This is a genomic window from Marinobacter salinus, assembly GCF_001854125.1.
Lineage (GTDB): Bacteria > Pseudomonadota > Gammaproteobacteria > Pseudomonadales > Oleiphilaceae > Marinobacter > Marinobacter salinus.
The window spans coordinates 2,226,415-2,249,695 of sequence record NZ_CP017715.1 but is presented as its reverse complement, the minus strand read 5'-3'; the positions used below and the strand labels follow the sequence as shown (position 1 = coordinate 2,249,695).

Annotated in this window: 20 protein-coding genes; 17 read left to right on the top strand and 3 right to left on the bottom strand. The window is 56.7% G+C overall.

Annotation, left to right across the window (positions count from 1 at the left end; all coding sequences use genetic code 11):
- The first annotated feature begins 3 nt into the window (after positions 1–3).
- Genes lepB through pdxJ form a run of 6 tightly spaced genes read left to right on the top strand, consistent with a single transcriptional unit; the run spans position 4 to position 4,302 of the window.
- Entirely contained in the window at positions 4–816 is an 813-nt protein-coding gene (gene lepB, locus BKP64_RS10290; RefSeq protein WP_070969405.1) for a signal peptidase I, read from the top strand.
- Between the two features lie 27 nt (positions 817–843).
- Complete coding sequence (locus BKP64_RS10285; protein ID WP_070969402.1) at positions 844–1,233, top strand: DUF4845 domain-containing protein; 390 nt, start codon at positions 844–846, stop codon at positions 1,231–1,233.
- Positions 1,230–1,919: a ribonuclease III gene (gene rnc / locus BKP64_RS10280; RefSeq protein ID WP_070969399.1), complete on the top strand. Its 690-nt coding sequence runs from the start codon at positions 1,230–1,232 to the stop codon at positions 1,917–1,919. The genes BKP64_RS10285 and rnc overlap by 4 nt, the downstream gene beginning before the upstream one ends.
- Complete coding sequence (gene era, locus BKP64_RS10275; protein ID WP_070969398.1) at positions 1,919–2,836, top strand: GTPase Era; 918 nt, start codon at positions 1,919–1,921, stop codon at positions 2,834–2,836. Before rnc ends, era begins: the two co-directional genes overlap by 1 nt.
- Positions 2,837–2,843: 7 nt before the next feature.
- Positions 2,844–3,572, top strand: coding sequence for a DNA repair protein RecO (recO, locus tag BKP64_RS10270; RefSeq protein ID WP_070969395.1), 729 nt, complete (start codon positions 2,844–2,846; stop codon positions 3,570–3,572).
- On the top strand, positions 3,562–4,302 hold the full coding sequence (gene pdxJ, locus BKP64_RS10265) for a pyridoxine 5'-phosphate synthase (protein WP_070969392.1): 741 nt from the start codon (positions 3,562–3,564) through the stop codon (positions 4,300–4,302). The genes recO and pdxJ overlap by 11 nt, the downstream gene beginning before the upstream one ends.
- Positions 4,303–4,315: 13 nt before the next feature.
- On the opposite strand, the gene BKP64_RS10260 is transcribed toward pdxJ, so the two are convergent.
- Complete coding sequence (locus tag BKP64_RS10260; protein ID WP_070969389.1) at positions 4,316–7,192, bottom strand: ATP-binding protein; 2,877 nt, start codon at positions 7,190–7,192, stop codon at positions 4,316–4,318.
- A 224-nt stretch (positions 7,193–7,416) separates the two neighbouring features.
- Between BKP64_RS10260 and cysM the strand changes: the two genes are divergently transcribed.
- From cysM to BKP64_RS10235, 5 genes are all read left to right on the top strand, one after another.
- Positions 7,417–8,310: a cysteine synthase CysM gene (gene cysM, locus BKP64_RS10255; protein WP_070969385.1), complete on the top strand. Its 894-nt coding sequence runs from the start codon at positions 7,417–7,419 to the stop codon at positions 8,308–8,310.
- A gap of 29 nt (positions 8,311–8,339) precedes the next feature.
- The gene (gene rlmD, locus BKP64_RS10250) at positions 8,340–9,689 is read left to right on the top strand and encodes a 23S rRNA (uracil(1939)-C(5))-methyltransferase RlmD (protein ID WP_070969383.1); all 1,350 of its coding nucleotides are present in this window, start codon (positions 8,340–8,342) and stop codon (positions 9,687–9,689) included.
- Positions 9,690–9,747: 58 nt separating this feature from the next.
- Positions 9,748–11,985: a GTP diphosphokinase gene (gene relA / locus BKP64_RS10245; protein ID WP_070969381.1), complete on the top strand. Its 2,238-nt coding sequence runs from the start codon at positions 9,748–9,750 to the stop codon at positions 11,983–11,985.
- Positions 11,982–12,836: a nucleoside triphosphate pyrophosphohydrolase gene (gene mazG, locus BKP64_RS10240; protein WP_070969378.1), complete on the top strand. Its 855-nt coding sequence runs from the start codon at positions 11,982–11,984 to the stop codon at positions 12,834–12,836. Before relA ends, mazG begins: the two co-directional genes overlap by 4 nt.
- Before the next feature lie 136 nt (positions 12,837–12,972).
- Positions 12,973–13,317 (top strand): pilin assembly protein, encoded by a 345-nt coding sequence (locus BKP64_RS10235; protein ID WP_070969375.1) that lies wholly within the window; start codon positions 12,973–12,975, stop codon positions 13,315–13,317.
- A gap of 107 nt (positions 13,318–13,424) precedes the next feature.
- Here the strand turns inward: BKP64_RS10235 and BKP64_RS10230 are convergent, their stop codons facing one another.
- Positions 13,425–13,658 (bottom strand): hypothetical protein, encoded by a 234-nt coding sequence (locus BKP64_RS10230; protein WP_070969371.1) that lies wholly within the window; start codon positions 13,656–13,658, stop codon positions 13,425–13,427.
- Between the two features lie 104 nt (positions 13,659–13,762).
- Between BKP64_RS10230 and ppc the strand changes: the two genes are divergently transcribed.
- The 6 genes from ppc (at position 13,763) to BKP64_RS10200 (ending at position 20,738) form a co-directional block, all read left to right on the top strand.
- Positions 13,763–16,408, top strand: a complete 2,646-nt coding sequence (ppc, locus tag BKP64_RS10225; protein WP_083329201.1) for a phosphoenolpyruvate carboxylase — start codon at positions 13,763–13,765, stop codon at positions 16,406–16,408.
- 62 nt (positions 16,409–16,470) lie between these two features.
- Positions 16,471–17,841 (top strand): HDOD domain-containing protein, encoded by a 1,371-nt coding sequence (locus BKP64_RS10220; protein WP_070969368.1) that lies wholly within the window; start codon positions 16,471–16,473, stop codon positions 17,839–17,841.
- Between the two features lie 202 nt (positions 17,842–18,043).
- Positions 18,044–18,697, top strand: a complete 654-nt coding sequence (adk, locus tag BKP64_RS10215) for an adenylate kinase (protein WP_070969367.1) — start codon at positions 18,044–18,046, stop codon at positions 18,695–18,697.
- 35 nt (positions 18,698–18,732) lie between these two features.
- Positions 18,733–19,431, top strand: coding sequence for a tRNA (adenosine(37)-N6)-threonylcarbamoyltransferase complex dimerization subunit type 1 TsaB (gene tsaB, locus BKP64_RS10210; RefSeq protein ID WP_070969364.1), 699 nt, complete (start codon positions 18,733–18,735; stop codon positions 19,429–19,431).
- Positions 19,432–19,551: 120 nt separating this feature from the next.
- Entirely contained in the window at positions 19,552–19,914 is a 363-nt protein-coding gene (locus BKP64_RS10205) for a UDP pyrophosphate phosphatase (protein ID WP_070969361.1), read from the top strand.
- The gene (locus BKP64_RS10200) at positions 19,914–20,738 is read left to right on the top strand and encodes a class I SAM-dependent methyltransferase (protein WP_070969358.1); all 825 of its coding nucleotides are present in this window, start codon (positions 19,914–19,916) and stop codon (positions 20,736–20,738) included. Before BKP64_RS10205 ends, BKP64_RS10200 begins: the two co-directional genes overlap by 1 nt.
- Before the next feature lie 4 nt (positions 20,739–20,742).
- Here the strand turns inward: BKP64_RS10200 and plsB are convergent, their stop codons facing one another.
- The gene (gene plsB / locus BKP64_RS10195; RefSeq protein ID WP_070969355.1) at positions 20,743–23,211 is read right to left on the bottom strand and encodes a glycerol-3-phosphate 1-O-acyltransferase PlsB; all 2,469 of its coding nucleotides are present in this window, start codon (positions 23,209–23,211) and stop codon (positions 20,743–20,745) included.
- Positions 23,212–23,281: the final 70 nt, after the last annotated feature.

Here is a 23,281-nt window from a genome sequence, read left to right as displayed (position 1 = left end):
CGGATGGATATCGATTTTCCCCTGGTACTGGTTGTTCTGACCTTCGCGACAGGTCTGATCTGGCTGGCGGACAAACTGTTTTTGCGTGAGCGGCGTCTTGCTTCCGCCCGGGCCAGCGGGAGTTCGTCTGCCACCGAGACGGGTGGCGCTGCAACCGGCGAGGCCGAGGAACCGAAAGAGCCTTACCTCGTCGATCTGAGTCGGTCCTTTTTTCCGGTTCTTGCGATCGTTCTTGTGCTGAGGTCCTTTCTGGTTGAGCCGTTTCAGATTCCCTCTGGTTCAATGCTGCCGACGCTTGAGGTTGGCGACTTCATTCTTGTGAACAAATACGCCTATGGCCTGAGGCTGCCGGTTGCCGGCACCAAAATTCTCAAGGTCGGTGACCCTGAGCGTGGCGACGTTATGGTATTTCGCTACCCGAAAGATGGCGAAACCAACTACATCAAGCGGGTGATCGGTTTGCCCGGTGACAGAATCCGTTACGAAGACAAACAGCTGTTCATTAACGGCGAAGAGATAGATAGCCGGTTTGTGGCTCGCCTGCCGCCAGTGGAGTTGCGCCGGGAAGATCTTGGTGAGGTTGAGCATGACATCTTCCTTACCCTGGGGCGCCCGGGTGCTAGCGGTGAGGGTGAGTGGGTTGTGCCCGAAGGTCACTATTTTATGATGGGTGACAATCGTGATAACAGCAACGACAGCCGGTACTGGGGCATGGTTCCTGACGATATGGTGGTGGGCAAAGCATTCGCCATCTGGATGCACTGGAAATCACTGACCAGTCTGCCATCCTTTGATCGTGTGGGCGGTATTGAGTAATCCTGACTATTCTGGAGCGCAGCAGTAATGAAGAAAAATAACCTCTCCCCTATGGGGCGGCAGGGTGGTGCCTCGGCGTTGACCATGATGGTCATGGTGCTGTTTTTTGGCGGTCTTTTGACTCTGGTGCTTAAGCTGGGGCCGGCCTATCTGGATGACATTACAATTCAGGAAGCGCTTGAGAGTCTGGACGGCACCAAGGGGCTGTCCACCATGGGCCCGGCACAGGTCCGCACCCTTATTAACAAACGCCTCAGCGTGAATAACGTGCGCGGTTTCGAGGCCAAGAATATTTCCGTAGAGAAAGACGGTGAGCTGGTTGTGATCAACGTGGATTACGAGGTTCGCAATAACCTTTTCAGTAACGTGGATACTGTTATCCACTTCCAGCATGAATACGAGATGAAGGGCCAGTGAGTTCGCAACCGGATCTGGATCAGTTACAACGTCGTATCGGCTATACCTTCAAATCGCCTGAGCGGTTGCTGCTGGCACTTACCCATCGCAGTTACGGCAATCAGAACAATGAGCGTCTGGAGTTTCTTGGCGACTCAATCGTGAACATGGTGATTGCGGAGTATCTTTTCCTGCATTTCGAGAAGGCCCGGGAAGGCCAGCTCAGCCGGCTTCGTGCCCGGATGGTGAAAGGCGTAACCCTGGCTGAGATCGGCCGCGAGTTCCAATTGGGAAATTACCTGCGCCTGGGTTCCGGTGAATTGAAAAGTGGTGGTTTTCGGCGTGAATCGATCCTGGCTGATGCGGTGGAATCGATCATCGGTGCGATCTACCTGGATAGCGATTTCCACACTTGCCGTGAAAAGGTTCTGCAATGGTTTGAGCAGCGGCTGGAAAAACTCGATCTTCAGGATACCCAGAAAGATCCGAAAACCCGGTTGCAGGAGTATCTCCAGTCCAGGCAATTCCCGCTGCCCCGTTACGACGTTATTTCCGTGGATGGCGAAGCGCACAATCAGACATTCAATGTATCCTGTGCGCTCCCCTCGCTGGATCGCAAGACGACCGGTACCGGCAGCAGTCGCCGTATAGCCGAGCAGCAGGCAGCCCGTAACGCCCTGAAAGAACTGGGCGTGGAGAATCAGTAATGAACGATATTACCCGTCCAGAAAATCCGGACAGTCGCTGTGGCTTTGTCGCCATTGTTGGCCGCCCAAATGTGGGTAAATCCACATTGCTCAACCATATTCTCGGGCAGAAACTGAGCATTACTTCCCGTAAGCCTCAAACCACTCGTCATCAGGTTTTGGGTATCAAGACCGTTGGACCGGTCCAGGCCGTTTATGTTGATACCCCGGGGATGCATGAGGAAGAGCCAAGAGCGTTGAATCGCTATATGAACAAGGCTGCAACGTCGGCGCTGATTGATGTCGATGTGGTCGTTTTTGTGGTGGACCAGCTGGCCTGGACCACAGCCGACGAGATGGTTCTTGAAAAACTCAGCAAACTGAAGTGTCCGGTTATCCTGGCGGTGAACAAGGTGGACAAAATCGAGAAGCGGGATTCCCTGTTGCCGCACCTTGATATGATCTCCAAAAAGCGTGAATTTGCGGAAATTATTCCGTTGTCGGCACTCAAGGAAACCAACCTTGAACCTCTGGAGGAAGCCGTCGGCCGATATCTCCCGGAAAGCGTCCACTTCTATCCGGATGATCAGGTTACCGACCGTACCGAACGGTTCATGGCGTCTGAAATTGTCCGCGAGAAAATTACCCGACAACTGGGAGCCGAGCTGCCTTATTCTGTCGCCGTAGAAATCGAAGAATTCAAGCGCGAGGGCAAAACCCTGCATATCTCCGCGTTGATCCTCGTTGAGCGTGAAGGTCAGAAAAAGATCATGATTGGCGACAAGGGGGAGCGAATGCGCCGCATCGGTCAGGAGGCTCGTGCTGATATGGAGCGCCTGTTTGACAGTAAGATCATGTTGCGGTTGTGGGTTAAGGTAAAGCGTGGCTGGGCTGACAGCGATCGGGCCCTTAAAAGCCTCGGTATGAACGACCTCTGAGGCGTTTATGAGGGGGCCGGAGCATCAGGAGCCCGCTTATGTGATTCATCGTCGGCCATGGCGGGAAACCAGCCTGATGGTCGATGTGTTCACGCTAAACCGCGGGCGAATGACGGTTATTGCCCGCGGTGCCAATAGTGCCAAGAGCCCCCTGAAGGCCCAGTTGCAGCCGTTTCAGCCGCTGATGTTGGACTGGAGCGGTCGTGGTGACCTTAAAACGCTGACTCATGTTGATGTGCGCAACGGTCCTTCTCTACATCGCACCGCCTCTTTGTACAGTGGCCTGTATCTGAACGAGCTGATACAGCGTGTTCTCCCGGCCGCCGACCCACACCCGACTCTCTTTGCAGCATACATCGATGCCGTCACAGAGCTTGCGGATACGCGAGACGTTGAGCCCGTACTCAGGCGTTTTGAGCGGGCCTTCGCGGCGGCGCTGGGTTATGACTTTGCCTGGGATGTCGCAACGGACACCGGAAAAACCGTCGAGGCCTGGGCACAGTATTGTTACGATCCGGAGCAGGGCATCGTTTCCGTTCCTGCGCAGGGTGTTCGGTTGCAGAGCCTGCACGGTGAGGTGTTGCTTGCTCTGGCGGAGGGAGACCTCGTTAGTGAAGCATGCCGGCGAACCGCCAAGCGTGTTATGCGGGTGCTTACCGATTATCTTATGCAGGGGCGCCCCCTGCACAGTCGCAGTCTATTCAGTCACCTTCGGGGAGAACGGCATGAATCCTAGAGTATTGCTCGGCGTCAATATCGACCATGTGGCCACTTTGCGTCAGGCTCGGGGGACCCGCTATCCGGATCCCGTTCAGGCTGCGCTGTTGGCCGAAGAGGCCGGTGCCGACGGCATTACCATCCACCCTCGCGAGGACCGGCGCCATATTCAGGACCGGGACGTTCTGCTGCTTCGTGAAGTGCTGCAAACCAAGATGAACCTGGAAATGGCTGTCACCGATGCCATGTTGGCGTTCGCAGAACAGGTGCGTCCGGAATGCGTTTGCCTGGTACCCGAAAAGCGCGAGGAGCTGACCACCGAAGGTGGTCTTGATGTGGAAGGTCAGGAAACTCGGGTGGCAAAGGCATGCGAGCGTTTGGCCGCGATCGGCGCAGAAGTGTCCTTGTTTATTGACCCCAATCCGGCACAGATTGATGCTGCGGTCCGTTGTGGGGCACCGGTGGTGGAGCTGCACACTGGCGAATACGCAGAGGCGAAAACGGCTGAAGAGATTGAGGCCGCGTTTAAAACGATTTCGGGCGCGGTTGCCCATGCCCGCAAAAGAGGCCTGATTGTCAATGCCGGCCACGGTCTTCACTACCACAACACCGAGCGGGTAGCCGGGATTGCGGGAATCAATGAGCTCAATATCGGCCACGCCATCATCGCGCGGGCGGTTTTCACCGGTTTGAAAGAGGCGGTGCGTGATATGAAGGCCATTCTCGACCGGGCGCGCGACCGGTCCTGATTCAGCAAAAGGGCTAGTTTGTTTCAACCGACTGGCGCTGCTCACGGAACAGTTTCTGCCAGTCGGTCTGTTCACTCCAGATTTGCAGGCGCTCCATCGCGGAGACTAGCTGATCCTTTTGATGCTCCGTCTCTGGTGCTGAACACTTCAGGGCTGTTTCCAGATAATTGGCGGCTGCACGGAGTTCCGGCACGCCGCAGTACCGGCTTGCCCCGTGGAGTTTGTGCACGCACTCCAGTAAGCCTTTCAAGTCATTGTCTCGCCAGAATGCTTTCACTCGGGCGATATCCGTATGCAGTTGTTCGAGGAGCATGCTGAACAACTCTTCGGCAAGATCGGCTTTGCCTGCAGCCAGTTGAATACTCTCCTCCACGCTCATGCAATCCTGCTGCATCTTGCGCGTTGACGGGCGGAGGGCTCGACGGGTGTCCCGCACTTCCGGCACCCTGATCTGGCCCCCGTGATCCGACTTTTCGCAAACGTACCCTGTATATTCGAAAATGACCTCCCTCAGCTGTGAGCTGCTAATAGGCTTGGCCATATAGCCATCAAACCCCTGCTGAGCGAGGCGCTCCTGCTCATCAGCCAGGGCATGGGCAGTGAGCGCAATGATCGGAGTCCGACGAGCGCTGCTGTCCATATCCCGCAGTCGTGCTGTTGTTTCCACGCCATCCATACCCGGCATCTGTAAGTCCATGAATACCAGATCAAACTGGCTCTGCCTTGCTTTGCTCAGAGCCTCAAAGCCGCTTGAGGCACCTTCGGCGTCAATCCGGCAGTCATTGAGCAGGGTCATGACCAGCTTCAGATTGGCATCGTTGTCATCTACTGCCAGTACTCTGGGCACTTTGTCGGAGGGTAAACGGCTGGCAGGAACACTGTATTCTTTGCCCATAGCCCCCCCCGTATTGATGCCGTGAACCAGCAGCAGGAGTTCGTCGTAGAGTGCACCCCGACAAACCGGCTTGCTGAGATGGCCGCTGGCGAGCTCCGAAAGGGGGGTGTCATGGGTTTCGAGTGTCGGGGTCAGCAGAAGGGTGCGGCAATCCCGTTCAATTTCCAGAGTGCGAATCAGTCCACAGTACTGGCTGGAGTTTAGTAAGTGGCGGGTAATACCGAGAATTGCCACGGCGTAGCCGGCCTGATTTTTCTGCGCTTCCTCGATCTGTTCCTGCATGGCGCCGGGCGATGCGACCCGATCGACCGTCATACCCCAATCTTTTAAAAGGTGCTCGACAGCCAGTCCAGTGGTTTTCTGTTGCTCAAGATAGATGACCCGTTCGCCACGAAGGGCATCCCGGGGTGCAATGGCGTCAACGCTGGCGGAGAGCTCTGAGCTCAGGGTGAACCAGAAGGTGGAGCCTTTGCCTAGCTCACTCTCCAGGCCGATTTTTCCGCCCATTTCCTCCACAAGGCGCTTGGAGATGGCCAGGCCCAGGCCTGTTCCTCCATATTGCCGCGCGGTGGAAGCGTCAGCCTGGCTGAACGCATTGAACAGTGACTGCTGCTGGGCTCGGGAAAGACCAACTCCGGAGTCAGTGATGCTGAGGCGAAGGGTAATGCGATTGCTCTCATTTTCCTCCTCTTCGAGGCTGGCTCGCAGCACAACCTCACCGGTCTGTGTGAACTTGATGGCATTGTTCACCAGGTTGGTAATCACCTGTTTGACCCGGAGTGGGTCGCCCATAATGTTATCCGGCACATCGTTATAGACCAGTGGAACCAGGTCGAGATTCTTGGCGTGGGCCGCCGGAGCCAGCATAACCATGACATCCTCAACGATATCCCGAAGCTGGAAGGGCACCCGGTCGAGAATGAGTTTTCCTGCCTCAATCTTGGAGAAGTCCAGAATGTCGTTAATGATGGTGAGAAGGATTTCCGAGGACTTACGGATAGTACTCAAGTGATCCCGCTGCTGGCGCGGCAGAGGGCTTTTCAGCAGCAGTTCGGTAAAGCCGATAATGCCGTTCAGCGGCGTGCGAATTTCATGGGACATGTTTGCCAGAAATTCGGACTTTATCCGGCTGGCTTCGAGGGCCTCCTTGCGGGCGAAATCCAATTCAATGTTCTGGATCTCAATAGTCTCAAGGGTCTCCCTGAGGTCTTCCGTGGCCTGATCAATGTTTTGCTGCATTTCTGCCTGGGCCTTGCTCAGCTCTCCGGCCATGGCGTTCAGGCCCGATTCCAGTTGCTCAAATTCGGGCCCCGCCCCCGTGTACACGCGGGTGTCCAGTTTGCCTTCCTTGAGCTTGGCAACGGCCTCATTGAGTTCAAAGACCGGATTGGTGAAGGCCCGGCTTAGCCGAAGGGCGATGGCAAGGCTCAGGAGAACTCCGCCGAGCACCAGCAAAAGGGAGATCAGTAGTGCCTTGTAGGTTTCCTTTTCCGTACGCACATGGGACATTTCTACAGCGACCCAGCCCAGCGGTTCGCGCTGGCGTGACGAGGCTTGCCGGGTGTCGGGGTCCAGCATGTCCTGGATCATCAGATCCTGAAGGAAAACCGGGTGGATGAAGCGGGTGCTGTCTTTGCGTGGAATCCTGACTGCTCTTTCGGCGTTCAGTTCGCGTGCATCGATGGCATCGGAGCTGCCGGGGCCAGTATGGAGAAGACGGCTGCTGTCACTGTCAAAAAAAGTGATGGAGCGTACATCCTGTTCCTCCAGCAAAGCGTTGGAAAGGCTGCTGAGCAGGCTGCGGTTGGCCGTGAACAAACCATATTCGGCGCCGGAAGCAAGCTGTCGGGACAGGGATTCTCCCCGGTCCCTAAGCAGGCTCTCAATGTTGTTAACCCAGCTATAGGTGAAGAACATCCCGAGCATGAGAGTTGTCAGCAGGGTGGGGACGAGAGTCACCACCAGTACTTTTTTGCGAATGCCCCAGCGCCGCATACTCTGTTCCTGATTTATTGCCCGAGCCAGCATCACCAGATGCGGGTCACTTCCCTGTCAGAATAGATGATCCTGGCACTGATGACTGTGGTGTCAGTCCCGGCTCCATTCAAAATTTCCTGCAGTTATAGCCACCGGTCATGGATATAGCGAGAAGCTGTATTGGGAGACGGTGGCCATAACGCGTATCATGCGAACGCAAAAGTGTACCACAGGGTAATCATATGAATTTTCCCACCATTGAAGAATATGTCGGGCATACCCCTCTGGTTCGCCTGCAACGGCTCCCCGGTGAGACAAGCAACGTCATTCTTGCCAAGCTGGAAGGCAACAACCCGGCGGGATCCGTCAAGGATCGTCCGGCCCTTGGCATGATTCAGGAGGCTGAACGCCGGGGCGAGATAAAACCCGGTGACACCTTGATTGAGGCAACCAGTGGCAACACGGGCATTGCCCTGGCGATGGCTGCAGCGATCAAGGGGTACCGGATGGTGCTCATCATGCCGGCCAATATGAGTGAAGAAAGGCGAGCCTCCATGCGTGCCTATGGTGCTGAAATTGTGACTGTCAGCAAGGAAGAAGGCATGGAGACTGCGCGGGACCTGGCCTTGCAGATGGAAGCTGAAGGCAAGGGCAAGGTGCTGGACCAGTTCAGCAATCAGGACAACCCCCTGGCACATTACCGCACCACGGGGCCTGAAATCTGGGAGCAAACCCAGGGGCGGGTGACGCACTTTGTCAGTTCCATGGGAACGACCGGCACCATCATGGGGGTGTCCCGTTACCTGAAAGAGCGGAATCCGGACATACGGATCATCGGGTTACAGCCGAAAGAAGGCGCGTCCATACCGGGTATCCGTCGCTGGCCCGAAGAGTATCTGCCAAAAATTTATGACGCGGCCCGCGTCGATCAGGTACTCGATATTGGCCAGGAGGAAGCGGAAACCACCATGCGCGCCCTGGCCTCGAAGGAAGGGATCTTCTGCGGCGTGTCTTCCGGAGGTTCGATTGCGGCTGCCTTGAGGCTCTCGGAGCAGGTTGAAAACGCCGTCATCGTTGCCATTATCTGTGATCGTGGCGACCGCTACCTGTCCACCGGCGTCTTTCCTGGCGCCTGAACCGGACCATTTCATCAAGAGTAGTCAGTATGAGTAGACGACGCCGGAAGGCTCTCCCCAAGGAGCCTGTACGCTGTGAAATCGAAACCCTGGGTCATGATGGCCGTGGTATTGCCCGACAGGACGGTAAAATCCAGTTTGTGGATGGCGCCCTGCCCGGTGAAACGGTTATGGCCAAAATGGTCGGTACCCGCAGCAAGTTCGATGAGTTGCGGACACTGGAGGTTCTTGAAGGGGTGGCGGAGCGCCAGACGCCACCCTGTGAGTTTGCCGATCTTTGCGGGGGCTGCAGCCTCCAGCACATGAGTGCCGATGCCCAGATCCGGTTCAAAGAAGACACGCTGCGTGAAAACTTTGCCCATTTTGGGGGCATCGAGCCCGAAGAGTGGGTCGCTCCAATGCGCTCGGAAAGCAGTTTGGGCTATCGACGCAAGGCCCGTTTGGGGGTGCGTTATGTTCCCGCCCGTGAATCGGTGCTGGTCGGCTTTCGGGAAAAACGCAACAGCTTCCTTACCGATATCGACAAGTGCGTTGTTATGGATCCGCGGATTGGTGAACGGATTCTGCCTCTACGTGAGATGCTCCATGGGCTCGACGCTTATAATCGAATTCCACAGGTTGAAGTGGCCTGCGGTGACGATGAGGCTGTCATGGTATTCCGCAACATGGATGACCTGAGTGAGGGCGATCAAGGCAAACTGATTGCCTTTGGCCAGGCCCATAATTTGCACATTTATTTACAACCCAAGGGACCGGATACTGTACACCGGATCTGGCCGGAGTCTGCCGGTTCCGCCGAAGAGCGGTTGAGTTACCGTTTGGATGAATTCGATCTGACCATGAAGTTTCATCCCATGGACTTTACCCAGGTCAATGCAGGCATCAACCGCACCATGGTACACAGGGCGGTGGAATGGCTGGATGTAAATCCGGGTGAACGGGTGCTGGACCTGTTCTGCGGTCTTGGTAATTTCACCCTGCCTTTGGCGCGCAGGGGTGGTCAGGTAGTCGGCGTGGAAGGCGACGACGCCATGGTAGTTCGTGGCCGCGAAAATGCGGAACTGAACGGTCTGGAAAATGTTGATTTTCACGGTGCTGACTTGCACGGTGACTTTACCGGTCAGAGCTGGGCGAAAGAAGGTTTCGATAAAATTCTGATCGACCCGCCCCGCTCCGGCGCTGAGGAGATCTGTAAGTACCTGACCGCCTTCGGAGCGAGCAGGATTGTTTATGTGTCCTGCAACCCGGCGACACTGGCCCGGGATGCCGGTGTCATGGTGCGGAATGGTTACCGGCTGGTGCGGGCTGGTGTGATGGACATGTTTCCTCATACCACTCATGTGGAATCCATTGCATTGTTCGAGCGGGATTCCGGCTGATGGATCTGATGCGTGGCCAAGGATGGCTACGGGCACGACCAGGAAGTACAAAACAGATATGGTAAAAGTTCGCGAAGATTACGCAATGACCGGCGACGGCGAGGTGGACATTGAGCGTTGGCTCCGTCAGATCGCCTCACAAACCTACCTTGAGGACGAGGATCAATTTCGCAAAGCCTGTACAAAGGCGGCGGAGATCGATCTCCAGGCTTTCCGCGAAGACCGGCTTTGGGCGCCGGGGTCCAGCAGTTTTCGCATCGGCATTGAAATGGCCCAGGTGCTGGCGGAGCTTCACCTGGATCAGGCCAGTCTCGTGGCTGCGATTCTGTATCGCGCCGTCAGGGAAGAGCGGGTAGCGCTTGAGGTTATTCGTAAAGAGTTCGGTGACGAAGTTGCCGGACTGATCAATGGTGTGCAGCAGATGGCTGCCATCTCTTCGATTCACCACCCGCTCAAAGGCAACGTGCTCGGGCAGAGTGAGGGCCAGCTGGACAATGTCCGCAAGATGCTGGTCACCATGATTGATGATGTTCGGGTTGCCCTGATCAAGCTGGCTGAACGGACCTGCGCCATCCGTGGGGTCAAGAATGCGCCGGAAGAGAAGCGGATGCGAGTTGCGCGGGAGGTGTTCGATATATACGCGCCGTTGGCGCACCGTCTCGGCATCGGACATATCAAATGGGAACTTGAAGACCTGTCGTTCCGGTACCTGCACGAGTCAGCCTACAAAAAGATCGCAAAGCTCCTGGACGAAAAGCGTCTGGATCGGGATGGTTACATCAAGCGTGTCATTGAAACGCTGCAAACGGAGCTCAAAGAGTACGGCATCAAAGGTGAGCTGTCTGGTCGTGCAAAGCATATCTACAGTATCTGGCGAAAGATGCGCCGCAAGGGCATCGATTTTTCCCAGGTGTATGATATTCGCGCTGTCAGGATTCTCGTGCCTCAGGTGCGGGACTGCTATGCCGCTCTGGGTATTGTGCACACCCTCTGGCGTCACATTCCGAACGAATTCGACGACTACATCGCGAACCCCAAGGAAAACGGTTATCAGTCCCTCCACACGGCGGTGATCGGGCCCGAAGGGAAGGTGATGGAGGTCCAGATCCGCACGCACAAGATGCATGAGGAGGCAGAGCTCGGGGTGTGCGCCCACTGGCTCTACAAGGGCACAGACAAGAGCAATAAATCGTCCGGTTATGACGCCAAAATCAATTGGCTGCGTCAGGTTCTGGAATGGCAGGAAGATCTCGGCGACCTGTCCGGCCTCGCCGATCACCTCAAGACGGATATGGCATCAGACCGGGTATACGTATTCACCCCGGAAGGCCACGTGGTGGATTTGCCCCAGGGGGCGACGCCGGTGGACTTCGCCTACCGGGTCCATACCGAAATCGGCCACTCCTGCCGCGGTGCCCGGGTTAACAACCGGATTGTGCCATTGACCTATCCGCTGAAAACCGGCGACCAGGTTTTCGTTCTGACTTCCAATAATCCGGCGCCCAGCCGCGACTGGTTAAACCCGAGTCTCGGCTATGTTCAGACGTCCAGGGCCCGGGCCAAGGTAACCCACTGGTTCAAGCAGCAAGACCGGGGACGGAATATTGTCGACGGCCGTGCGATTCTGGAGGACGAGTTCAAACGTCTGTCTCTGTACGACCTCGACCTGAATGAACTTGCCCGGAAGGTGAACTATCCCGAGGCGGAAGACATGTTTGCTGCCATTGGCGCCGGAGACCTGAGGCCGACACATGTGGCCAATGTCGCTCAGCAGATGTTTGAGCCGAAATCCGAGCAACTGGATCTCAAACTCAGCACTCAGCGTCGCAAACCCTATGATACCGAATCGGATATTCAGATTCTGGGGGTCGGCAAGCTGAAAACTCAGGTCGCCAAGTGCTGCAAACCGCTGCCGGGGGATGCGATAGGCGGCTATATAACCGTCGGTCGTGGGGTGACCGTTCACCGCCAGGATTGCCTGACGTTCCTGAACCTGCAGGAAATGGAGCCAAACCGGATCATCGAAGTCAGTTGGGGCGGCCAGCCGGCTGCGGTCTATCCCGTGGATGTGGAAATTGAGGCGTATGATCGCTCCGGTCTGCTGCGGGATATTACCCAGGTGCTTTCGTCATCAAAAAGCGATGTGCTGGCGCTCAACACCCTGACCAACAAGGACGAAAATACCGCAACCATGACAGTAACGCTGGAAATTTCCAGCCTGGAACAGTTGGCTCGTTTGCTGGCGCAGATCCGCAACCTGCCCAACGTTATTGACGTAAGGCGCAAGCGCGGATGAGTTACTCCATTGAAGACCTGAAAACATTGATGGCCCGGCTCAGGGATCCGGATACTGGCTGCCCCTGGGATACGAAACAGACCTATAAGACCATTGTGCCGCATACCCTTGAAGAGGCCTATGAGGTGGCCGACGCCATTGAGAGGGAGGATTATCCCCACCTTAAAGATGAGCTGGGCGACTTGCTCTTTCAGGTGATCTTCTACGCTCAGATTGGCAAGGAAGACGGTCATTTTGATTTTGACGCCGTGGTAGACAATCTTGTCCGCAAGCTGGTCCGGCGGCATCCCCATGTATTCCCGGATGGAACGCTGGTAAGTCGGATTGATCCGGATAACCGGCCTGATGAAGCCTGGATCAAGGAAAGCTGGGAGCGCATCAAGGCTGAGGAGCGTGCCCAGGCGGCACCTGCATCCAGCGAGCCGTCCAGCCGTCTCGACGGCATCGCTCGAACGCTTCCGGCAATGGCAAGGGCGGAAAAGCTGCAAAAAAGAGCAGCGAGGCATGGGTTTGACTGGCCGACGATCGGCCCGGTGTTCGACAAGCTTCACGAGGAAATCGACGAACTCAAGGAAGCCTGGCAGGCAGCCCAGGCCGGTACAGGCGATCCGGACGCTGTCGAGGACGAGTTGGGTGATTTATTGTTTGTGTGCGTGAATCTGGCACGATTTATGAAAGTCAATCCGGAGCAGGCACTGCACCGCACCAATCACAAATTTGATGCCCGGTTTCGGGCGATCGAACGCGTGTTGGAGCGCGAAGGCCGTAACCTGGACGAAGAGTCTCTGGAAGCGCTGGATGCCGTGTGGCAAACGGTCAAAGGTGTGGAGAAGGGGAGCAAGGAGCACTGAAAGTCGGTTTTCGGTAAGTACAATCCGTTACCAATTTTGTGGTCCCCCGTGGGTCGGCTTCGTCTACACTTCGGGTAATCGGCGCACTGATTCCGTGCGTCGTGCGCCATCAAAAAGATGCAGGAGTGAAGGCACCATGAAAATCAAGGATCTGGTCAATTACTGGGACAAGCACGCTCGCGGCCGACTTACCCGCGACGCCTATTTTATGGCGCTGTCCGACCAGCATCACAAACGTCTGGAAAAACTGGCGGCTCTCTACCCGATGAAATCACCGCAGGATCTGATGCGTGACCTGATTTCTGCTGCGCTGGATGATCTCGAGACCGGCTTCCCCTATGTTCAGGGTACCAAGGTGGTGGCATACGATGAGGATGGCTTTGAGATCTATGAAGATCAGGGGCTGACGCCGAAGTTCGTGAGCCTGAGCCAGAAGCATATCCAGCGCCTGAAAGCTCGCCAGCTGGAATCAGTGGCCTGAGTTACCAGCACGACGCAGGCCGATCCCGAGCGGTAGACGAAGTGGTGGTAGCCACTTCGCGAAGCGCGCTCGGATCGCTTTCCCGATAAATCGGGTTCTTTGCAGTCCTACTTTTGCTTCCCTTCCAGCTTATCTTTGATCGGGCTCTGGCGAACGAGATCGTCCAGGGCGGCTCCGATCATGTCGTTCAGAATATCGCTTTCACTACGATCCGGATAAAGCTCGGCCAGCGCGGCGATTCGCGCAGCATCCTCCAGCGGCAGTCTCAGATTGTAGTCGTGGGTCCGTTCCACGGCTTCTTTATCTTTCTCCCAATGTTTGGGTAAATCAGTCACCTTCATGAATACTCCTTGCGGCTACAGGCATGAATCGCCAATAGACTTTCTCGGCTGTTCCTTAGTATCGTAAGTTTACTTTGCCTCCGTCAATTCAAAAGGACGTCAATGTGACTGAGCTACACTCCGATCTCCGTGAGAACGTGCGCATGCTGGGCGAACTGCTTGGCCAGAGTATCCGGCGCCAGCCGGGGCAGGAATGCTTTGAATTAATAGAGGAGATCCGCGCGGCGGCCAAGGCCGACAGACACCAGGAAAGCGGTTCCGGCCAGCGTCTGGTCAGCCTGCTTGGCAAGCTGAGTGATGACGAACTGCTGCCGGTGACCCGTGCGTTCAACCAGTTTCTTAACCTGGCCAACCTGGCAGAGCAGTACCATGGGATCCGTCGTAAACGCGGCCATCATTCCGACCTGATTGTGGAGTCTCTGGACGAGGTGTTCGGTCGCCTTCAACATGGCGGAGTGGATCCGGAAGAGCTGCACAAAAAGGTCTCGGACCTGCGCATTGAGTTTGTTCTGACGGCGCACCCGACCGAGGTCGCCCGCCGTACGCTTATCATGAAATACGACGAGATGTCTGAGTGTCTGGCCCGGCTGGACCACGATGATCTCATGCCCGGAGAGCGCGAGGAAGTCGTTGGCCGGCTTTCCCAACTGATTACCGAAGCCTGGCACACCGATGAAATTCGCCATGAGCGGCCAACCGCCGTGGACGAAGCCAAGTGGGGCTTTGCCGTTATCGAAAACAGTTTATGGCAAGCGCTGCCGCGCTTTCTGCGGAGCCTGGACACATCGCTGTCCGAGGCCACGGGTAAGGGGCTGCCGTTGCGTGCCTCGCCGATCCGGATAGCTTCCTGGATGGGCGGTGACCGGGACGGTAATCCGAACGTTACCCATCAGGTCACCCGCAAGGTGTTCCTTCTTGGTCGCTGGATGGCGGCGGATCTTTACCTGCGGGACATCCAGGCATTGCGGGCAGAGCTGTCCATGTGGCAAGCCAGTGACGAACTCCGTGAACGGGTTGGTGATGCCCGGGAGCCCTATCGTCATGTGCTGGCGGAGCTTCGGGAGCGGCTTATCAAAACCCGGGACTGGGCAGAAGCCAGCGTTAACGGCCATTCCGCAGATGCATCAGGCATCCTGTTCGAGAATGAAGATTTCACGGCGCCGCTGGAGCTCTGTTATCGATCGCTGGTGGAATGCGGACTGGAGACAATCGCCGATGGTCCATTGCTGGACACCATTCGCCGGGCACACACGTTTGGCCTCCCGCTGATCCGCCTGGATATTCGCCAGGAGGCATCTCGTCATGCCGAGGCAGTTGCTGAAATGGTCAATTATCTTGGCCTGGGTGATTACCTGTCCTGGACCGAAGAAGAGCGCCAGGCATTTCTGGTCAAAGAACTTCAGGGCAGACGGCCACTGGTTCCACGAAACTGGGAGCCATCCGAACAGGTGCAGGAGGTGCTGGCAACCTGTGAGGTTGTGGCGCAGCAAACCCCACAGGCCCTGGGCTCCTATGTCATCTCCATGGCCAGCAAACCATCCGATGTGCTCAGTGTGATTCTTCTGTTGCGGGAGTCGGGCATGAAACATCCGCTGCGAGTGGTTCCCCTGTTTGAGACTCTGGATGATTTGCGCGGCGCGCCAGACAGCATGGCCGCACTCTACGAAGTGGAGTGGTACCGGGAATACTGCCAGGGCCGTCAGGAAGTCATGATTGGCTACTCGGATTCGTCCAAGGATGCCGGGCAGCTGATGGCAGCCTGGGCTCAGTATCAGGCCCAGGAAAAGCTGACACGTGTTGCGAGTCAATACGGTGTGCACCTGACCCTTTTTCATGGTCGGGGAGGCACGGTGGGCCGGGGTGGCGGTCCTGCGAACCGCGCGATTCTGTCTCAGCCGCCCGGCTCGGTGAATGGCAGTTTCCGCATCACCGAGCAGGGCGAAATGATTCGGTTCAAATTTGGCTTGCCGCAACTGGCCATCCAGAGTCTAACGCTCTATACCACGGCGGTGATCGAGGCTACTCTTGCGCCACCGCCCGAACCTGAAGATTCCTGGCGTGAGACCATGGACTGGCTGACCGAGCGGTCGCTGAAGGCGTACCGCGAGGTTGTGCGTGAAAATCCGGATTTTGTACCTTATTTCCGGCAGGTGACACCGGAACAAGCCCTTGGCAAGCTGTCTTTGGGAAGCCGTCCGGCCAGAAGAAAAGCTACCGGTGGTGTTGAAAGTCTGCGGGCTATTCCCTGGATTTTCGCGTGGACTCAGATGCGCTTGATGCTGCCGAGCTGGCTGGGCAGCGACGTCGCGTTGGAGGCCGCAGCCCGGGATAATCGTCTTCCGGTATTGCGGGACATGATGGCAGGGTGGCCGTTTTTCCGAACCTACGTCGACATGCTGGAAATGGTGTTGGCTAAATCGGATTTGCGCATTGCCACCTATTATGAACAGACTCTGTTGGATGATGACAATCTCCGTGCCTTGGGCGAAGACTTGAGGGCGCGGCTCAAGGGCTGTATTGAACGTCTTCTGGAGTTGAAGCAACAGACTGATCTATTGGAAGACGAGCCTGTTTTCGCTCATTCCATGAGGGTTCGGAGCCCCTATACCGATCCGTTGCATTATCTGCAGGCCGAGTTGCTCAGGCGTGACCGCCAAAGCGAAGGCAAAGGTGAAGTGCCTGAGTTGGTGGAGCGGGCTCTGAAAGTTACCATGGCTGGTATTTCCGCGGGGATGCGCAACACCGGTTAGCGGGTGGCGTGTAACATCGGGTGGCTGCCGTGGTCACCTCATATCGACAACAGGAGTAAGCTGTGGCTCTGGCTGCACGACTGGAACGTTTTCTGACCCGCAAGGGCATACCCTATAGTGATTTGGCGATTGATCAGGTTACCAGCCTGGATGCTGCCGTGATTGCCTCCGGGAAGCCTCAGGCCGACTTCATTCAGGCGACGCTGCTAATTGATATTCATGGCGTAATTATGGCGGTTCACAGGTTTGATAGTGCTCTTGACCTGGATGCTGTAATTCAGGTGACGGGACGGCGCTTGCAGCCTCTTACTGCACGCCAGTCCATAAGGTTATTCGGCGATTGCGACCCGGGGTGTACTCCGCCAATTGGCGCAGCCTACGAGCTACCTGTGCTGGTGGACGAAGATGTTACCAGGGCCGAACGGGTGTTCTTTTCCGGCGGTACGGACCATGGCCTGGTTGAGATGGAGGGCCGGTCTCTCAGGCTGGCACTTGCCGGCAGTCGACAAGGACACCTGGTAATCCGGGGTCAGGGCAACGGTGACCGGGAGGCGTTAACACTCGAGGAAGTCGCAGACAAGCTGCAGAAACTCTATCGTTTGCCCCCAATGCCGGCATTAGGTCTGCGCATCCTTCGCCTGACGGCGAATACTGAGGCGACGGCGCGGGAACTGGCGGAACTTATCGAGTTTGATCCCAGCCTGACCGCGCAAATTATGCGCTATGCCCGATCCGCACTGTTCAACTATCCTGGCCAGATCAATTCCGTTCAGGAAGCCGTAACGCGGGTTCTTGGCTTTGACAGAGTAGCCCACATTGCTCTTGGTATTGCCTCGGTCCGGGCTTTCAATGTGCCGCGTAATGGCATGCTGGGGATGGATCGTTTCTGGCGGCATTCACTTTATTCCGCGTTTCTGTGTCAGAACATCGCTCCCCGGTGTGGCGCTGACAAAGGGCTGGCGTATCTGTGCGGATTGTTGCACAACTTCGGATTGCTGCTCGTGGGGCATCTTTTCCCTGCTGAATTCGAAGAACTGAATACTCTGCGCGAATCCAATCCCGAGGCGAGCATGCACTCCCTCGAACAGCAGGTTTTTGGTCATGGCAATGGCGATGAAATTCTGGCCGTGGGCCATGGCGCCATTGGCGGCATCCTGCACCGCCTTTGGCAGTTGCCGGATCCGGTGGTTAAGGCAGCGGGTGTGCATCAGCGCCTGGGCTACCACGGCGAGCACGAAAGTTATGTTCTGATGGTGCAGTTGGCCAATGCGTTGCTCAAGGGGCGCGGAATTGGTGATGAATTCAACCCGGATGATATCCCCTCACTTCTCGAAGGGCTTGGGCTTTCTCAAACGGTAGTGGACGATCTGGAACTGGAAATTGATCGCGTTGCGCCGGACCTGGACGCACTGGCCACGTCCCTGTCATCCTGAGCCGGTAATCCCTCCGAGGCCGACAGGTGCCCGCTTGCAGTTCATGATACGGAGGTCGACTTTCTCTAAGGAGGCTGACTTCGTATAATGCGCCTTCGCCGATCCCGGCTGACACCTGTTCCGGTGTGGAGAGGTTGTCGCAAAGGCAGAGTTTTTGCCGCAACTTTTCAAACGATAATGACTAAAACGGGAGCACAGCGTTATGCGAATCATCATGTTAGGCGCACCGGGCGCAGGTAAGGGGACTCAAGCCCAGTTCATTACTGAACGCTTTGACATCCCCCAGATTTCGACCGGTGACATGCTGCGTGCGGCGGTAAAGGCCGAATCCGAGCTGGGCAAGCAGGTCAAAGAAGTTATGGCCACCGGCGGACTGGTATCTGACGATATCATCATCGCGCTGATTGAGGAGCGGATTCAGCAGCCAGACTGCAAAAACGGCTTCCTGCTTGATGGTTTCCCACGCACCATTCCCCAGGCCGAAGCTCTCAAGGATCAGGGAATTGCTATCGATTACGTGGTTGAAATTGCCGTCGACGACGAAGAAATTGTCAGCCGCCTGTCTGGCCGTCGCGTTCACGAAGGCAGTGGCCGTATCTACCACGTAAAATACGATCCGCCCAAGAAGGAAGGCAAGGACGATGAAACCGGTGAGCCACTGGTCCAGCGTGAGGACGACAAAGAAGAAACGGTTCGCAAACGTCTGAAGATCTACCATGATCAGACCGCTCCGCTGGTAGGGTACTACCAGGACTGGGCTGGCCAGGATCCAGAAGCGGCGCCCAAGTACGTGCGCGTAGAAGGTGTCGGCAGTCTGGACAGCATTCGTGACCAGATTTTATCTAAACTCAGGTAACGCAGTATCATCCTGACCCGAGGGTTTTCACTTCCGTGAAATTGTTGGCACTGGATACGTCATCGGAGGGCTGCTCGGCAGCCCTTCTTGTTGATGGCGAGATCTCCGAACGTTTTGAGCTTGCACCCAGGGGCCATACACGGCTTTTGATGCCGATGGTTAGGGAGGTGCTTGCCGAAAGAGGGCTGGCACCATCGGAACTGGATGCTCTGGCTTTCGCTTGTGGTCCAGGCTCTTTCACCGGGCTCCGGATTGCGACCGGTGTGGTCCAGGGTCTGGCCTGGGGACTGGATATCCCCGTGGTGCCGGTGTCGTCTCTGGCGTCGGTAGCCCTGGGCACAATAGACGCCTTTGATCTGGCAGAAGGTGATGCCGTTGCCGTAGCGTTTGATGCCCGTATGGGCGAGGTGTATTGGGGGTGCTTCCAGTGCCGGAAAGGCCTTCCGGCTCCGCTCGGTGAGGAGCGGGTCTGCCCGCCAATGACGGTCGCCCTGACGGGCGACTCAGAACGCTGGTTTGGTGCGGGGCAGGGCTGGAAATTCCGGAACGACATGCCAGGAGACATCACTGACCGGATGAGCGCGGTGGATGAATCCCTGGTGCCCCGTGCGGTATGGGTCGCCAGACTGGCGGAGATCAGTTTCAAGCGGGGAGAGACCGTTTCAGCGGAACAGGCCCAGCCAGTCTATATCCGTGATGAAATCACCTGGAAAAAACTGCCCGGGCGAGGCTAGCCCGAGTTGTCCCCCGAAGTGCGGGCGGACAAAAACTGATCAGCAGGCTTTTCTTCCCGGCCGGATTCTTACATACTTTCCTTTCGTATTCTTCTGTCAGCGAGCCAGCGGTATCTGTTCATGATTGGCGGTATCACTTCAGGTAATAATTATGGTCTCCAGACGGGCAATAACAGCCCGGTCCGGGAGCGGAGCGATGCGGTGCGCGCGCCAGCGTCGGCACCCGAAAAAAGCACAGACACGGTCCGCCGTGATCTGGCGACCGGCCTCCAGGCGCCAGCTACAGAGCAGAACACCAGAGAGAGTCTTGAGCGCCGCGTTGAGGCCCGGCGAGCGTCGGAAGATGTCCGCCTTGAGCGTTTCCGGGCCGATGAGGTGCCGTTGCCAACTGCGCGGGCTCTGTCCACGTTTGCAGTTGTCGCCGCAGCAGGGCAGGAGTCTTCTGGTGAGGCTTCGCTTGCGGGCATCGATATTCTGGTCTGATGCCCTATCCTTCTCCTGATTCAGACAACCTGCATCAAAAGCTTGCGGTCGGGCGTAGTCCCCTGGGGGACGCGACCCAGGCTGCCCTCCTGTGTGAAGAGCTGAACCTCAGCAACGTCGGTGTTGTCCGCCCCAGGGATGTCCGTGATGTCGGTATCCTGCTGTTCCTGGATGAGAACGGTCTGGGACTTCAGTTGACGGGTAAGGGCGCGCCGGGGCCCGTACGGGCGGAATTTGTGACTGGCAAAATGGGCTATCGTCGAGAGCATGGCGGTGGTGCCGGGCAGTTGGTTGCGCGGGCCGTCGGATTGCATAAGACTCGCGCCGGCCTGCACGTTCTGGACGCCACCGCAGGCCTTGGTCAGGACGCGTTCATTCTGGCCAGCCTGGGTTGTCGGGTTACCCTGTTCGAGCGAAATCCTGTGATTCATGCGCTGCTGGCTGACGGGCTGGCACGAGCTTCACTGAATGTTGACTGCGCGCCCATTATCGAGCGCATGACGCTGAGACAAGGCGGCAGTATCGAGTGGCTTGAGGGCGCCGGCCGGGATGCCGCTGATGTTGTGTATCTCGACCCAATGTTCCCGCACCGGGAAAAGTCGGCTCTGGTCAAAAAGGAAATGCAGATATTCCGGGCGGTCGTCGGCGACGATGACGATGCCGGGAAATTGCTTGAAGTGGCGTTAACCTGCGCCACTTATCGGGTAGTGGTTAAACGGTCCCGCAAGGCCCCGGCCATTCCCGGGCCGGAACCCGCTACCCGTGTTGAGGGTAAAAGCAGTCGCTACGACATCTATTCCATCAAGGCGCTGCCTGCCCGTTAACGGGTCAGGCTCCCATCATGGTGACTTGCTGAATGGCCTGACGTTTCTCGACACTGAGGACAAGGCGGGCGTCTTCGGCGACGTCATCCAGCCCTTCACCATAGCGAATCAGTCCATTGTCATCGGTGGTAATAACACCATTCTTTTGCATGTTGGCGATGAAGTTGCGGAACAGGCTCTTGTCGAAAAATTCCGGAGCGTTCAGGCCAAACAGAATCGACATGCGCTCGGCAAGCAAGGTGCTCTGCTCCTCCAGCTCCGCTGCGCTGATTTTTCCGGATCCGTATTTGCGCAGGATGCCCAGGGCAATATGATAGCGCTCAAGGGTCTGGATTATGAATCTGGACAACACCCGCAACCGAAGCATTTCCTCCGTGCCTTCCTCGGGTCGACCGATCCGCTCATCGTCCAGGGTTATCAGCAGCCCCTGTCCGATCAGAACATCAATCCATTGATTAATGACGGACTCGGCTTCATCTGTGCGATATCGAATGAACAACTCTGACTGAAGATACGGGTAGGCCACACCAGCCAGGAAAACGATCTTTTCGCGGCGCAGGGAGTCCTTGTTTTCAAACAGGCTGGCGATCAGTGACGGGAGCGCGAAAAGGTGCTGGATATTGTTACGGTAATACGTCATCAGGATCGCATTGCTGCCTTCCAGGGCAATGATGTCGCCCAGTTTCTGGGGCTGGCGCTCAACCAGCCCCATTTTTTCGCAGTAGGCAACCCAGTCTTTGCCAGTGCCTTCGGGCAGGGTAACCGTATCCGCATAGGGGAAGGCTTTGAGCAGACCGGCGTACTGGTCCATCAGGCGTATCAACTGGCCTTCGTCCATGGCCAGGCGGTCGGTGCCCAACAGGACCGTTGCCGTCATGCCAATGGGGTTGACCGCGACAGAGGCATTAATGTTGGAGGCTACCTGAAGGGCCAGCTCGTTCACAGCCTTGCTAAGCCAGGCTGGCCGATACTCAGAGTCATAGGCTTCCTGGCGCCAGCTGTCATGAACCTGATCAAGTACGTCCGCCAGCGGAATCGCATCACCGAAATTTACGGCGACCCGCCCAAAGGAGTTGCTCAGCTTGCGGACAGTCTTGGCAAGGGTGAAAACGCTTTCCTTCTGCTTCTTCTTGCCCCGCAGTTCACCCAGGTAGGAGCGGCCTTCCATCACCTTCTCATAACCGATGTACACGGGGACAAACACTATGGGCTTGCGGTGGTCCCTGAGAAAACTGCGCACGGTCATGGACAGCATGCCGGGGCGAGGCTGGAGCATACGGCCGGTCCGGCTCCGGCCGCCTTCCACGAAGTACTCGACGGAGTAGCCACGGGAGAACATTACGTGCATATACTCGTTGAACACCGTGGCGTACAGAGGGTTATCCTTGAAACTACGACGCATGAAAAAGGCGCCGCCACGGCGCAGGATCGGCCCCACAATCGGCATGTTCAGGTTGATTCCGGCAGCAATATGCGGCGGCATCAGGCCGTTCTTGTAGAGCACGTAAGACAGCAGCAGATAATCAATGTGTGATCGGTGGCAGGGCACATACACTACGGCATTGTCCTGGGCCACTTCCTTCACGACCTTGATGTTGTTAATAGCAATGCCGTTGTAGATCCGGTTCCAAAGCCAGGACAACACCACCTCGAGAAAGCGGATGGTCACAACAGACATGCTGGCGGCGATTTCATCCGCGTATTTCCAGGCTTTTGCGCGAACCTTCTCTGGTGGTATTTCATCCTTTGCCGCAGTTTCGCGAATGGCTTCCTTCACCGCCTGCGTGCGTACCAAACCGCCGACCAGAGTGCGGCGATGGGAAAGGTCCGGCCCGAGCACCGCCTGACGAACACGGCGGAAGTGGGTTCGGAGGATGCGCGCCAGTTTACGGTTTGCGCGCTCCTCGGAATGGCGGTACTCGTCAATGACCTGCTTCAGTGAGAGCGGCTGGTTGAACTGCACGTAGGTGTTACGCCCATGCACCATGATGATCAAAAACTTCTGCAGGCGACCAGCGACCGTCCAGGTGTCGGATAGCAGCAGTTTCACGAGAGACTTTTCCTTGTCCGGAGAACGGCCCCAGAACAGGGAAACCGGAACAATCTGTACATCCTGATCCGGGTGCTCAAGGCCATAGCGGGTCAGCGCCTGGAATTCGCTGGTAGGCACTGGCGTCTGGCGCCGGCGAAACAGGCCACCAATTCGGCGATAAAGAAAAAAGAACGAATGCGCAGGCCCGTTTTTTACCGGTAGGGAGTCCGCGGCGCCTGGCAGCCCGGCACGAATGACTTCCTGCTCCAGCACCAGGCGACTGGACAGGGAGCTGTACTGAAGTACGTAGCAAACGGGTTTGTCCGGATCCAGTCCCAGGGCTTCGAGGGTGTTGCCGCTAACGTCTGTCCGGACCCACAGGAACAGTATCTTGCGGAAAAGTGTCAGGATCAGGCTGCGAATGCCCTGGTAAATTCGCATAAAGTGGAGCTCCGGTAACTAAAAACAGGAGCCAAGTTTACTTGGTTGAGTACGGGGCGGAAAGTCGGCA